This is a genomic window from Streptomyces sp. H39-C1 (genome assembly GCF_027158125.1).
GTDB lineage: Bacteria > Actinomycetota > Actinomycetes > Streptomycetales > Streptomycetaceae > Actinacidiphila > Actinacidiphila fildesensis.
The window spans coordinates 1-12,986 of record NZ_JAPVLS010000021.1 but is presented as its reverse complement, the minus strand read 5'-3'; the positions used below and the strand labels follow the sequence as shown (position 1 = coordinate 12,986).

Sequence of the window (12,986 nt, the reverse complement as noted above, 5' to 3'; positions counted from 1 at the left end):
ATGCGGCTGCCCCGCAGGGGTCACAGCAGCCGCATGGCTGTGCCGTGGATCGCGGATCGCAGGCGTCTTCTCCCGGCCCGGCGCCCGCGCCCGCCCGCTGCTCCCCGGCCGGAATCCCGTAGGGGACTACAGGGAGACAACAGGCGTGGTCTTGAAGCGGACCTGTGCCTACCGGTTGGCTGTGGACGATCACTGTTCGTAACCCGCCCGTGGAGGCAGCCCGCGGATGAGCCCACCTCCGCCCCCCTTCGGCTTCTCCCGGGCCAAGGACGACTTCGGCTTCGATCCGGCCCTCGACGACGTCGAGCTGGTCGCGGCGCGCAGCGCCCTGGGACAGGGCCACTGGTCCGAGGTACGCACCTTGCTGGCCGAGACCGGCGACCACTGGGACCGCCGCGGTCACCGGCTGGTCGTGCTCGCCGAGGGCCCGGCCACCGCCGCGTGGACCCGCGAATGGCAGCTCGCGGAACCGGACAGCCAGGACGCGGCGATGCTGCTCGCGTGCTCCACGGTGTTCCGCGCCGTGGCCGGCAAGGCGAACCCGGAAGTCGCGCGGGAGGCCTGTCTCGCGGTGGCCCGGCTGGCGCCGGCGGACCCCTCCCCGTGGCTGGCGCTGCTGATCCTGGCCCGCCGCACCGGTACCGACGAGGACCAGGTGCGCGCCTTCGACCAGGTGCGCGGCCGGCACCGTAGCCACCACCACGCGCACCATCTGATGACCGCGTGCCTGGCCGAGCGTCAGAAGACGGACCGGAACGACCCGTTCCATGAGGTGTACGAGTTCGCCGAGTGGGCCGCGGGGGAGGCACCCGAGGGTTCGCCGCTCGCCGGACTGCCGCTGCTCGCCCACATCGAGCGCTACCGGGTGCTCGCCGGGACCGGCGCCGAGCCGAAGGATCCCACCGGCCTGCCGCACTGGACCAGCGGCCGCGGCCGGCAGAGCCTGCGCACGGCGTTCGACTGGTGGCTGGAATGGCACGGTGGCGACCATCCCCGGCTGGAGCTGGATCTCAACCTGCTCGCCTTCGCCATGGTGCACAGCGGCCGTCCGGTGGAGGCCGCCGCGCTGTTCAACCGGATCGGCCCGCACGCCACCCGGCGGCCCTGGTCGTACTTCGGCCGCGATCCGAAGAAGGCATTCCGCGCCGCGCGCAGCTCCGCGCTCGGTTTCGGTTCTCCGTAGGACCCGACGCTCACCTCACCGGAAGGACACCGCAGCCATGCTGACGGGCAGTAAGACCGAGATCAGCACCTTCAAGGGCCAGGAACGGGCGCTGCGCGCCGACCGGATCGGTACGACCGGGCTCCTGCTCTCGGTGCTGGCGGCCAGCGCGCCGCTCATGGTCGTCGCGGGCGTCATGCCCACGACGTACGGTGCGACCGGCATCGTCGGGCAGCCGCTGCTGTTCGTGATCCTCGGTGTGGTGATGGCGCTCTTCAGCGTCGGCTACGCGGAGATGAGCCGCCATGTGCACAACGCGGGTGCCTTCTACGCCTACATCGCCCGCGGCCTCGGCGCCACGGCCGGTGTCGGCGCGTCCTTCGTAGCCCTCGTCTCGTACAGCCTCATGCAGGTCGGCATCTACGGCATCTTCGGCTTCGAGGTCGTCGGCCAGCTCGACCAGCACTTCGACATATCCGTCGACTGGTGGATACCGGCGCTCTTCGCGGTGCTGCTCACCGGCGCGCTGGGCGCGCTGAAGATCGACCTGAACGCCAAGGTGCTCGGCGTGCTGCTGGTCGTCGAGTGCGCCCTGGTCATCGTGTGCGACATCGCGTTCGTCGCGGATCCGGACAAGAGGCAGGGCCTGACCCTGACCGGCTTCGACCCCAGCACGCTGACGGGCGCCGGCCTCGGAATCGCCCTCTGCTTCGCCGTCGTCGGCTTCGTCGGGTTCGAACAGGCCCCCGTGTACGCGGAGGAGACCAGCAAGCCGGGGCGCGCGGTGGCGCGCGCGATGTTCCTCGCCGTCGCCTTCGCGAGTGTCTTCTTCGCCCTCACCTCATGGCTGATCGGCGTGGCCGCCGGTCCTTCGCAGGTCGTGGGCGCCGCGCAGGAGCAGAGCGCGGGCCTGCTGTTCGGTCTCACCGAGTCCCGGCTCGGCGGCACCTTCACCGACCTGCTGCACGTGTTCTTCCTGACCGGCATCTTCGCCTCGATGCTCAGCTTCCACAACGTCGTCGCCCGCTACGCCTTCGCGATGGGCCGCGAGGGCCTGCTGCCCTCCGCCGTGGGCCGCACCTCCAAGTCGAGCGGCGCCCCCGCGATCGGCTCGATGCTGCAGACCGTGATCTCCCTCCTCGTCGTGGTCGCCTTCGCGGTCACCGACGACAAGCCGGCCGGCGACCCGACGGTGCCGGTGCTGCGGCTGTTCACCTGGGGCGGCAACGTCGGCGCGGTCGGCGTCATCCTCCTCATGGCGGTCGCCTCGGCCTCCGTCATCGCCTTCTTCGTCCGCCGCGGAGCCGGCCGCGCCCAGATCTGGCGGCTGCTGAGCGCCGGGGTGGCCGGGGCCGCCCTGCTCTTCGTACTCGTCTACGCGGTCAAGGACTTCGACGTGCTGATCGGTCCCGACCAGGACGCGGCGCTGGCCTGGATCCTGCCGGGCATCGTGGGGATCTCCGGCGTCGTCGGCATCGTGCTGGGCCTGGTGCTGAAGGCACGGAAGCCCGAGGTGCACGCCCGCGTGGGCCTCGGCAACGAGGCGTTCCAGCTGGAGAAGGCCGCGGTCTCCGAGACCTCCGCCTGACCGCTCGCACCGGCCCGCCACGCCCTGGAGGCGCGGCGGGCCGGTGTCGTTTCCGGGCCCCGCCCGTCCGGCCCTTGCCAGGACTGGAACACGTTCCTAACATCACTGATGTGACATCACTACTGTCAAAGTGATCGGGGAGCCGATGGACGTGCAGGCAGGTCCCGGCCCACTGGCCGGCGTCAGGGTCGTGGAGCTGGCCGGCATCGGCCCCGGGCCGTTCGCCGCGATGGTGCTGGCCGACCTGGGCGCCGATGTCGTACGGGTCGACCGGCCCGGCGGTTCCGGGCTGGCCATCAACCCGACGTACGACATCACCAACCGCAACAAGCGGTCGGTGCTGCTGGACCTGAAGTCCCCGCGGGGCCCCGCCGCCGTCCTAGACCTCGTCGAACGCGCCGACATCCTGGTCGAGGGCTACCGGCCGGGCGTCGCGGAACGGCTGGGCGTCGGCCCCGAACAGGCGCTGGCCCGCAACCCCCGGCTGGTGTACGGGCGGATGACCGGGTGGGGCCAGGACGGCCCGCTCGCGCACACCGCGGGCCATGACATCGGCTACATCGCCATCACCGGCACGCTCGGCATGATCGGCCCGGCCGACGGCCCGCCGGCCATCCCCGCCAACCTCGTCGGCGACTACGCGGGCGGCTCGCTCTACCTCGTCATCGGCGTTCTCGCGGCCCTGCAGCACGCCCGCACCACCGGTACCGGACAGGTCGTCGACGCCGCGATCGTGGACGGCACCGCGCATCTGACCTCGATGATCCACGGCATGGTCGCGGCCGGCGGCTGGCAGGACCGGCGCGGCGCCAACCTGCTCGACGGCGGCTGCCCGTTCTACGGCGTCTACGAGACCGCGGACGGCGGCTACATGGCGGTCGGAGCCCTGGAGAAGCGCTTCTACGCCGAGTTCACCGCTCTGCTGGAGCTCGGCGAGGACGCCCCGGACCGCGGCGACCTCGCCCGCTGGGGCGATCTGCGCGCCGCCGTCGCCGCCCGCTTCAAGACCCGCACCCGCGACGAGTGGACGGCCGTCTTCGAGCAGTCCGACGCCTGCGTCGCCCCGGTCCTGTCGCTGCGCGAGGCTCCCGGCCACCCGCATCTCGCCGCCCGCGGCACCTTCACCGAGGACGCCGGCATCGTCCAGCCCGCCCCCGCGCCCCGGTTCTCCGCCACCCCCGGCGCCGTACGCCTCCCCCCCGCCCAGCCGGGCGCGCACACGGCGGAGGTCGCCCGGGACTGGCAGGTGCCCGCGCTCGGCCAGGGCGCCGAGCCCGGCCACGGTCCCGCGTCCGACGCGTCCGAAAGCCTTCGAGGAGACACATCCGTATGAAGCGTGAGATCTTCACCTCCGACCACGACGCCTTCCGTGAGACCGTGCGGACGTTCCTCGCCAAGGAGGCGCTGCCGCACCACGAGCGCTGGGAGAAGGCGGGCATCGTCGACCGGGAGGCATGGCTGGCCGCGGGCCGCCAGGGTCTGCTCGGCGTCGCGGTACCCGAGGAGTTCGGCGGCGGGGGAGAGCCGGACTTCCGCTACGGGGTCGTGTTGGGCGAGGAGTTCACCAGGGCGGGCGTCTCGGGGCTGGCCATCGGCCTGCACAACGACATCATCGGCCCGTACCTCACCTCGCTGGCCACCGACGAGCAGAAGCGCCGCTGGCTGCCCGGCTTCTGCTCCGGCGAGATCATCACCGCGATCGCCATGACCGAGCCGGGCGCCGGCTCCGACCTGCAGGGCATCCGCACCACCGCGGCCGACCACGGCGACCACTGGATCATGAACGGCTCCAAGACCTTCATCTCCAACGGCATCCTCGCCGACCTCGTCATCGTCGTGGCCCGCACCGGCCACGAGCCGGGCCAGGAAGGCGCCAAGGGCCTGAGCCTGCTGGTCGTCGAACGCGGTATGCCGGGCTTCGAGCGCGGCCGAAACCTGGACAAGATCGGCCAGCACGCGCAGGACACCGCGGAACTGTCGTTCAGCGATGTGCGGGTGCCGAAGACCGATCTGCTGGGCGGCGAGAACCAGGCGTTCCTGCACCTGATGACCAATCTCGCCCAGGAGCGGCTGGCCATCGCCGTCTCCGGGATCGCCGCCGCCGAATCCGTCCTGGAGCTGACCACCGAGTACGTCAAGCAGCGCGAGGCGTTCGGCCGTCCGCTGGCCAAGCTCCAGCACATTCGGTTCGAGATCGCGGAGATGGCCACCGAATGCGCCGTCACCCGGTCCTTCATCGACCGTTGCATCACCGAGCACAGCGCCGGCGGGCTCGACGCCGTCCATGCCTCGATGGCCAAGTGGTGGGCGACGGAACTGCAGAAGCGCGTCGCCGACCGCTGTCTGCAACTGCACGGCGGATACGGCTACATGGCCGAATACCGGGTCGCGAGGGCGTTCACCGACGGCCGTATCCAGACCATCTACGGCGGCACCACGGAGATCATGAAGGAGATCATCGGCCGTTCCCTGCTCGCCTGATCCCCCGACCGGTCTCCGGACCCCTCATTCCCGAAAGGCACCCGACGTGAGTCCCGAAGCGTACGTATTCGACGCCATCCGCACCCCGCGCGGCCGCGGCAAGGCCAATGGCGCACTGCACGGCACCAAGCCGATCGACCTGGTGGTCGGCCTCATCCACGAGATCCGCCGCCGGTTCCCCGGCCTGGACCCGGCCGCGATCGACGACATCGTGCTGGGCGTCGTCGGCCCGATCGGCGACCAGGGTTCCGACATCGCCAAGATCGCGGCGATCGCCGCCGGGCTGCCCGACACCGTCGCCGGCCTGCAGGAGAACCGCTTCTGTGCCTCGGGCCTGGAAGCGGTCAACCTGGCGGCGGCCAAGGTGCGCTCCGGCTGGGAGGACCTGGTGCTGGCCGGCGGCGTGGAGTCCATGTCACGCGTCCCGCTCGGCACCGACGGCGGCGCCTGGGCGATGGACCCGATGACCAACTTCGAGACCGGCTTCGTCCCGCAGGGCGTCGGCGCCGACCTCATCGCCACCATCGAGGGCTTCTCCCGCCATGACGTCGACTCCTTCGCGGCCCTGTCGCAGGAGCGGGCGGCCGAGGCGTGGAAGGACGGCCGCTTCGCCCGGTCCGTCGTCCCGGTCCTGGACCGCAACGGACTGACCGTCCTGGACCACGACGAGTTCATCCGCCCCGGCACCACCGCCGAGACCCTCGCCGCCCTCAAGCCGTCGTTCGCGACGGTCGGCGAGGCGGGCGGCTTCGACGCCGTGGCGCTGCAGAAGTACCACTGGGTCGAGAAGATCGACCATGTCCACCACGCGGGCAACTCCTCGGGCATCGTGGACGGCGCGGCGCTCGTCGCGATCGGCAACCGCGAGACCGGTGAGCGCTACGGCCTCACCCCGCGCGCCCGTATCGTCTCCGCCGCCGTCTCCGGCGCCGACCCGACGATCATGCTGACAGGCCCCGCGCCCGCCGCCCGCAAGGCGCTCGCCAAGGCGGGCCTCAGCATCGGTGACATCGACCTGGTGGAGATCAACGAGGCGTTCGCCGCCGTCGTGCTGCGCTTCGTCCGCGAGATGGGCCTGAGCCTGGACAAGGTCAACGTCAACGGCGGCGCCATCGCCATGGGCCACCCGCTCGGCGCGACCGGCGCGATGATCCTCGGCACCCTCATCGACGAACTGGAACGGCGCGATCTGCGCTACGGCCTGCTGACGCTGTGCGTCGGCGGCGGCATGGGCATCGCCACCGTCATCGAGCGCGTCTGACGCCGCGTCCAACCCCCTTACGGAGAGCCTGAGATGAGCGAGTCCACCACCATCCGCTGGGAGCAGGACGGGAACGGCGACGGAATCGTCACCCTGATCCTCGATGACCCCAACCAGTCCGCCAACACCATGAACGCGGCCTTCGCCGACTCCCTGGACGCCGTCCTGGACCGGCTGGAGGCCGAGGCCGACACCGTACGCGGCGTCATCATCACCTCCGCGAAGAAGACCTTCTTCGCCGGCGGCGACCTGCGCGACCTGATCCGTGCCACGCCGGAGAACGCCGCCGAGGTCTTCGCGGGCTCCATGCGCATCAAGGGCCGGCTGCGCCGTCTGGAGACCCTCGGCAAGCCGGTCGTCGCCGCCATCAACGGCGCCGCGCTCGGCGGCGGGTACGAGATCGCGCTGGCCTGCCACCACCGGATCGCCCTGGACGCCCCCGGCTCCAAGATCGGTCTGCCCGAGGTCACCCTCGGGCTGCTGCCCGGCGGTGGCGGCGTCGTGCGCACCGTCCGGCTGCTCGGTATCGCCGACGCGCTGCTCAAGGTGCTGCTGCAGGGCCGGCAGTACGCCCCGCGGCAGGCGCTGGAGGCCGGTCTCATCCATGAGGTCGCCACCGACCGCGAGGAGATGCTGGCCAAGGCCCGCGCGTTCATCGACGCGAACCCGCAGGTGCAGCAGCCCTGGGACGTCAAGGGCTACAGGATCCCCGGCGGGACCCCCAAGAGCCCGGCGTTCGCGGCGAACCTGCCGGCCTTCCCGTCCAATCTCCGCAAGCAGCTGGCCGGTGCTCCGTACCCGGCGCCGCGCAACATCCTCGCCGCGGCCGTCGAGGGCGCCCAGGTCGACATCGACACCGCGCTGGCGATCGAGGGCCGGTACTTCACCGAACTGGCCTGCGGCCCCATCTCGAAGAACATGATCCAGGCGTTCTTCTTCGACCTGCAGGCCGTCAACTCCGGTGCCAACCGTCCGCAGGGCATCGACCCGCGTCCGGTCACCAAGGTCGCCGTCCTCGGCGCCGGGATGATGGGCGCCGGCATCGCCTACTCCTGTGCCAAGGCGGGCCTGCAGGTCGTCCTGAAGGACGTGTCCGCCGAGGCCGCCGAGCGCGGCAAGGCGTACTCGGCCGCGATCCTGGACAAGGCGCTCGTCCGTGGCCGCACCACGCAGGCCAAGCGGGACGAGCTGCTGGGCCGCATCAGGGCGACCGGCGACCCGCGGGACCTCGCGGGCTGCGACGCCGTCATCGAGGCGGTCTTCGAGGACCCGTCGCTCAAGCACAAGGTCTTCCAGGAGATCGAGGACGTCATCGCCCCCGACGCCCTGCTCTGCTCCAACACCTCGACGCTGCCGATCTCGCTGCTGGCCGAAGGGGTCAAGCGCCGCCAGGACTTCATCGGACTGCACTTCTTCTCGCCCGTCGACAAGATGCCGCTGGTGGAGATCATCAAGGGCGAGCACACCAGTGCGGAGGCGCTGGCCCGCGCCTTCGACCTGGTGCGGCAGATCCGCAAGACCCCGATCGTCGTCAACGACTCGCGCGGCTTCTTCACCTCGCGCGTCATCGGGCACTTCATCAACGAGGGCGTCGCGATGGTCGGCGAGGGACTGGATCCGTCCTCCGTCGAGCAGGCCGCCGCCCAGGCCGGCTACCCGGCCAAGGTGCTCTCGCTGCTCGACGAGCTGACGCTCACCCTGCCGCGCAAGATCCGCGCGGAGTCGCAGCGCGCCATCGAGGCCGAGGGCGGCAGCTGGCAGACCCACCCCGCCGAAGTGGTCCTGGACCGGCTGATCGACGAGTTCGGCCGCACCGGCCGCAGCGGCGGCGCCGGGTTCTACGACTACGAGGACGGCAGGCGGACCCGGCTGTGGCCCGGTCTGCGCGAGCACTTCAGCAAGCCCGACGCGCGGATCCCGTTCCGGGACATGCAGGAACGGATGCTGTTCTCCGAGGCGCTGGACACCGTCCGGCTGCTCGAGGAGGGCGTGCTGACCTCCGTCGCCGACGCCAACATCGGCTCGATCATGGGCATCGGCTTCCCGGCCTGGACCGGCGGCGTCCTGCAGTACATCAACGGCTACGAGGGCGGACTGCCCGGCTTCGTGGCCCGCGCCGGTGAACTGACGGCGGCGTACGGCGAGCGCTTCACCCCGCCCGCGCTGCTGGTCGCGAAGGCGGAGAAGGGCGAGACCTTCACGGACAGCTGAGGCTTTCCCCGCCCTTGGCGTACGGGCTTCGGTCTCAGTCCCTGCCGGACGAGGCCGAAGCCCGCAGCTCCTCCGCCAGCGACCGTTGGAAGGCGGTCACCAGGGCCTGGACCAGGGCCGGCTGGATGTACTCGGTGAGCGAGCGCATCCGGGCGGTCTCCTCCGGGCTCGGGTCACCGTCCAGATACGGCTGCCAGACCTGCTCGCGGAAGAGCTTCTGCAGCTCATGGGCGACGGCCCGGGTGTGCTTCAGCACGATCTCGCGGGTGGCGAGCACCGTCTCCAGCGGGATCGGCACGTCCAGCAGCCGCACCCCCAGGTGCAGCATCGCCGGATTGACCAGGAAGACCTCGGGGCGGTCGGTGCGGTCGAGCACACCCATCGCCGACAGCCGGTCCACATCGTGGTCGGTCAGCGCCCGGCCCGCCCGCCGCTCCAGCTGCGCGCGCGGCGTTTCCTCGGCGGAGTCCGGCACCCAGGCGGCGACCAGCGCCCGGTGCATCGCCAGATCCTCCGCGGTGATGTCGGCCGGCAGTTGGAGGAGGTAGCGCTCGATCGCCGCCAGCGTCAGCCCCTGGTGCTGCAGTTCCTCGATCAGCGACAGCCGCGCCAGGTGCTCGGGCCCGTAGAGCCCCACCCGTCGCGGACCCAGCACGGGCGGCGGGAGCAAGCCCTTGCTGCTGTAGAAACGAAGCGTACGGACGGTGACTCCGGCCCGCGCCGCCAGCTCGTCGACGGTGAGGCCGGCCGGCTGGATCAGGGACTGCGCCATGCGCTGCGCCTCGCTTCCGTCGGTACCCCGGTGCCGCCCCGGTCGATGCGGCGGATCGTGCTCAACAGTATTGCTGTCTCAGCGATGGTGTGAAAGCTTGCGGTTCCCGTACTCCACCAGGTTCCAGGAGACCGGCCGCCAGGCCGGCCAGGAGGCCGTCATGCCCACGATCCTGCGACTCCCCGCCGAACCGTCCGAGCTCACTCTCCCCGCGCTGCTGCTGCGCAATGCCGAGGACCACGGGGATCTCCCCGCGCTGTCCTGGCGCACCGCCGACGGATCCGGCTGGACCACCCTCACGTGGTCGGATGTCCGCCGCAAGGTGGCCGTCCTCGCCTCCGGCTACGCCGCGATCGGCGTGGAGCGGGGCGAGCACGTCCTGCTGATGATGGGCAACCGCCCCGAGCACTGGCTCTCCGACCTCGCCCTCGTCCACCTGGGCGCCGTGCCGGTCTCCGTCTACGGCACCGCCGCGCCCGAACAGATCGGCCATATCGCCCGTCACAGCAGGGCCCGGCTCGTGGTCGTGGAATCGGCGCGCGAGGGCGCCCGGTGGGAGCCGCTCCTCGACGACCCGCAGACCCGGCTGCGGCGGATCGTCGTGGTGGAACCCGGCGAGGCGGGGCCGCACGTCGCGTACTCCTCGATCGCCGCGCAGGGCGTCCGGCTGTACGACGCCGACGCCTTCGAGAAGGGCTGGCGCGCGGTGGACCCGGCCGACCCGCTCACCGTCGTCTACACCTCCGGGACCACCGGCGACCCCAAGGGCGTCGTGATCTCGCACCGCAATGTGCTGCTCAACGGCATCGCGCTGGACCGCGTCGCGGACTTCCCCGGCCACGCCGCGAGCATCTGCTATCTGCCGTTCGCCCACATAGCCGAGCGCATGCTCGGAATCTATCTGCCGGTCTTCCGGGCCGGGCACGTCCACCTCTGCGCCGATCCGCAGGCCGTCGCGGCGACCGCCAGGGAACTGCGCCCCGTGCAGTTCTTCGGCGTGCCCCGGGTCTGGGAGAAGCTCACCTCCTCGGTACGGGCCGCCCTTGGCCTGCTGCCCGAGGAGCGGCGTGCGGCCGTCGGGGCGGCCGCGGAGACCGCGCGGGCCGTGGTGAAGTGCCGCGAGCGCGGCGAGGAGCCCGCACCGGCCCTGGCCGCGGCCTACGCCGAGGCGAAGGCCGCGGTGCTCGACCCGGTGCTGGCCCTGGCCGGCTTCGAGCGGCTGACCTGGACGGCGAGCGCCGCCGCGCCGATGCCCGTCGACATCCTGGAGTTCTGGGCCGGCTTCGGCCTGGTCATCGTCGACGCGTGGGGCCTGACGGAGACGACCGGCGTTGCCACCACCAACAGCCCCGGCGGCTTCCGCTTCGGCTCCGTCGGACGCCCGCTGGACGGAGTGGAGGTACGGACCGCGGAGGACGGCGAGATCCTCGTGCGCGGGCCGATCGTCTGCGCCGGCTATCTGCGGCCGGACGGCACGGTGCTCCCCGCCACCGACGCCGACGGGTGGTTCCCCACCGGGGACGTCGGCCGGATCGACGAGGACGGCTATCTGTGGATCACCGACCGCAAGAAGGAGATCATCGTGCTCTCCTCGGGCAAGAACGTGGCCCCTGCCGCCGTCGAGAACGCCCTGAAGGAGCACCCGCTGATCGGCCAGGCCCTGGTGCACGGCGACGGCCGCCCCTACCTCGTCGCCCTGCTCGTCCTCGACCCCGAGCTGGCTCCCGCCTGGGCCGACCGGGAGGGCCCGGAGGCGCTGCGCGCCGAGATCGCCCGCGCGGTCGCCACCGCCAACGCCCGGTTGAGCCGGCCCGAGCAGATCAAGCGCTACCACCTGCTCACCGATGAGTGGGGGCCGGCCACCGGAGAGCTCACCCCCTCGCTGAAGCTGAAGCGCCGGGTGATCCGCAGTACGTACGCTGAGGAGATCGATTCCCTGTACGAGGGGTAGGACCTGTGCACCACCGACTCCTGCGCGCGGCGCTCTCCGGGCTGCTCCTCGTGACCGCGTGCGCCGCAGGGCGCCCCTCCGCGTCACCGCCGTCCGCGGACAGCTCCTCCGGAGTCGGCGACCCGCTGTTCCCGCTGGCGGGCAACGGCGGGTACGACGTCTCGCACTACGGCCTCGACCTGGACTACGACCCCGCGACCCGGGTGCTGCGCGGCACCGCGCGGATCACCGCGCGTGCCACGCGGGGTCTGCCGACCTTCAACCTCGACCTGTCGGGCCTGGAGGTCGGCAAGGTCACCGTCGACGGGGCCGGGGCCGTGAGCTCCCGCGCCGGGGCCGAACTGACCGTACGGCCGGCCCACGCCATCGGTTCGGGGGCGGAGTTCACCACCGTCGTCGAGTACTCCGGGGTCCCCGGCACCATCAAGGACGCCGACGGCTCGCACGAAGGGTGGGTCCGTACGGACGACGGCGCCGTCGGCCTGGGCGAACCGGTCGGCTCGATGGCCTGGTTCCCGGGCAACAACCACCCCTCGGACAAGGCCGCCTACGACATCACGGTGACCGTGCCCGAAGGCCTGACCGCGGTGTCCAACGGGGAGTTGACCGAGACCCGCACCACGGGCGGCCGGTCCACGTTCCGGTGGCACAGCGCCGAGCCGATGGCGAGCTATCTGGCGACCGTCGCCATCGGGAAGTTCCAGGTGACCCGGTCGGCCACAGCCTCGGGACTGCCGGTCTACGTCGCCGTCGACCCCCGCGAGGCGGGCGAGGAGCGGTCCGGTGTGCTCCGCAGGATCCCGCAGATCGTCGACTGGGAGAGCGGGCTGTTCGGCCCGTACCCCTTCTCGTCCACCGGCGCCATCGTGGACCGTGTCGACGGCGACACCGTCGGCTACGCCCTGGAGACCCAGACGAAACCGGTGTTCCCCGGCGACCGGAAGGGCACCACCCTGGACGAGCCGACCCTGGTGCACGAACTGGCGCACCAGTGGTTCGGCGACTCCGTCACCCCCCGCACCTGGCAGGACATGTGGCTCAACGAGGGCTTCGCCACCTACACCGAGTGGCTGTGGGACGAACAGCACGGCGGTGACAGCGTTCAGAAGCACTTCGACGCCACCTACCGGGACGACGCCCAGTGGGCGTTCCCGCCGGCCGACCCCGGCAAGCCGGAGAACGTCTCCGACGCCCCGGTCTACGGACGCGGCGCGATGGTCCTGCACAAGGTGCGGCAGGCCGTCGGGGACGAGCGGTTCTTCGCCATCCTGCGCGGCTGGGCCACCGGGCACCGGGGCGGGAACGTCGACTCCGCCGAGTTCACGGCCTGGTGCGAAAAGCAGTCCGGCAAGGACCTCAGCGGCCTGTTCGCCGTCTGGCTGTACGGCGACGGCCGCCCCGGAACGCCTTAGGAGCAGCAGGCGTTCGCCCTAAGAGTGCGGTACGTGATCTTCTGTCCTGCTTATGATCACTCGATGGGGTGACGGTGAAGCATTATTGCCGGTCAGGCGTTCGGGATTCGCTTGGGTGACGGGATGAGCGATCGCAAGTCGTACTCGA

General features: G+C 71.3%; 9 protein-coding genes. 8 read left to right on the top strand and 1 reads right to left on the bottom strand.

Annotated elements, in window-relative coordinates:
- Positions 1-226: 226 nt before the first annotated feature.
- From O3W51_RS16185 to O3W51_RS16160, 6 genes are all read left to right on the top strand, one after another.
- Positions 227-1,183: a hypothetical protein gene (locus tag O3W51_RS16185; RefSeq protein WP_138358439.1), complete on the top strand. Its 957-nt coding sequence runs from the start codon at positions 227-229 to the stop codon at positions 1,181-1,183.
- 37 nt (positions 1,184-1,220) lie between these two features.
- Positions 1,221-2,750: an APC family permease gene (locus tag O3W51_RS16180; RefSeq protein WP_138358441.1), complete on the top strand. Its 1,530-nt coding sequence runs from the start codon at positions 1,221-1,223 to the stop codon at positions 2,748-2,750.
- A gap of 145 nt (positions 2,751-2,895) precedes the next feature.
- Positions 2,896-4,083, top strand: a complete 1,188-nt coding sequence (locus O3W51_RS16175) for a CaiB/BaiF CoA transferase family protein (protein ID WP_198357497.1) — start codon at positions 2,896-2,898, stop codon at positions 4,081-4,083.
- Entirely contained in the window at positions 4,080-5,231 is a 1,152-nt protein-coding gene (locus tag O3W51_RS16170) for an acyl-CoA dehydrogenase family protein (protein ID WP_269286334.1), read from the top strand. The genes O3W51_RS16175 and O3W51_RS16170 overlap by 4 nt, the downstream gene beginning before the upstream one ends.
- Positions 5,232-5,277: 46 nt before the next feature.
- Complete coding sequence (locus O3W51_RS16165) at positions 5,278-6,492, top strand: acetyl-CoA C-acetyltransferase (RefSeq protein WP_138355207.1); 1,215 nt, start codon at positions 5,278-5,280, stop codon at positions 6,490-6,492.
- Positions 6,493-6,525: 33 nt separating this feature from the next.
- A complete protein-coding gene (locus O3W51_RS16160) occupies positions 6,526-8,703 on the top strand; it encodes a 3-hydroxyacyl-CoA dehydrogenase NAD-binding domain-containing protein (RefSeq protein ID WP_269286333.1) in 2,178 nt (725 codons plus the stop codon).
- Positions 8,704-8,737: 34 nt separating this feature from the next.
- Here O3W51_RS16160 and O3W51_RS16155 read toward each other — a convergent pair whose 3' ends face one another.
- Complete coding sequence (locus tag O3W51_RS16155) at positions 8,738-9,475, bottom strand: MerR family transcriptional regulator (RefSeq protein WP_138355209.1); 738 nt, start codon at positions 9,473-9,475, stop codon at positions 8,738-8,740.
- Between the two features lie 160 nt (positions 9,476-9,635).
- Here O3W51_RS16155 and O3W51_RS16150 point away from each other — a divergent pair, with 160 nt between their 5' ends.
- Positions 9,636-11,426: an AMP-dependent synthetase/ligase gene (locus O3W51_RS16150; RefSeq protein WP_138355210.1), complete on the top strand. Its 1,791-nt coding sequence runs from the start codon at positions 9,636-9,638 to the stop codon at positions 11,424-11,426.
- 5 nt (positions 11,427-11,431) lie between these two features.
- Positions 11,432-12,838 (top strand): M1 family metallopeptidase, encoded by a 1,407-nt coding sequence (locus tag O3W51_RS16145; RefSeq protein ID WP_138355211.1) that lies wholly within the window; start codon positions 11,432-11,434, stop codon positions 12,836-12,838.
- Positions 12,839-12,986: the final 148 nt, after the last annotated feature.

What these genes read in the sequence shown, in the direction of transcription:
- O3W51_RS16185 (WP_138358439.1), top strand. Translation starts at nt 227, where the DNA reads ATGAGCCCACCTCCGCCCCCCTTCGGCTTCTCCCGGGCCAAGGACGAC.
- O3W51_RS16180 (WP_138358441.1), top strand. Translation starts at nt 1,221, where the DNA reads ATGCTGACGGGCAGTAAGACCGAGATCAGCACCTTCAAGGGCCAGGAA.
- O3W51_RS16175 (WP_198357497.1), top strand. Translation starts at nt 2,896, where the DNA reads ATGGACGTGCAGGCAGGTCCCGGCCCACTGGCCGGCGTCAGGGTCGTG.
- O3W51_RS16170 (WP_269286334.1), top strand. Translation starts at nt 4,080, where the DNA reads ATGAAGCGTGAGATCTTCACCTCCGACCACGACGCCTTCCGTGAGACC.
- O3W51_RS16160 (WP_269286333.1), top strand. Translation starts at nt 6,526, where the DNA reads ATGAGCGAGTCCACCACCATCCGCTGGGAGCAGGACGGGAACGGCGAC.
- O3W51_RS16155 (WP_138355209.1), bottom strand. Translation starts at nt 9,475, where the DNA reads ATGGCGCAGTCCCTGATCCAGCCGGCCGGCCTCACCGTCGACGAGCTG.
- O3W51_RS16150 (WP_138355210.1), top strand. Translation starts at nt 9,636, where the DNA reads ATGCCCACGATCCTGCGACTCCCCGCCGAACCGTCCGAGCTCACTCTC.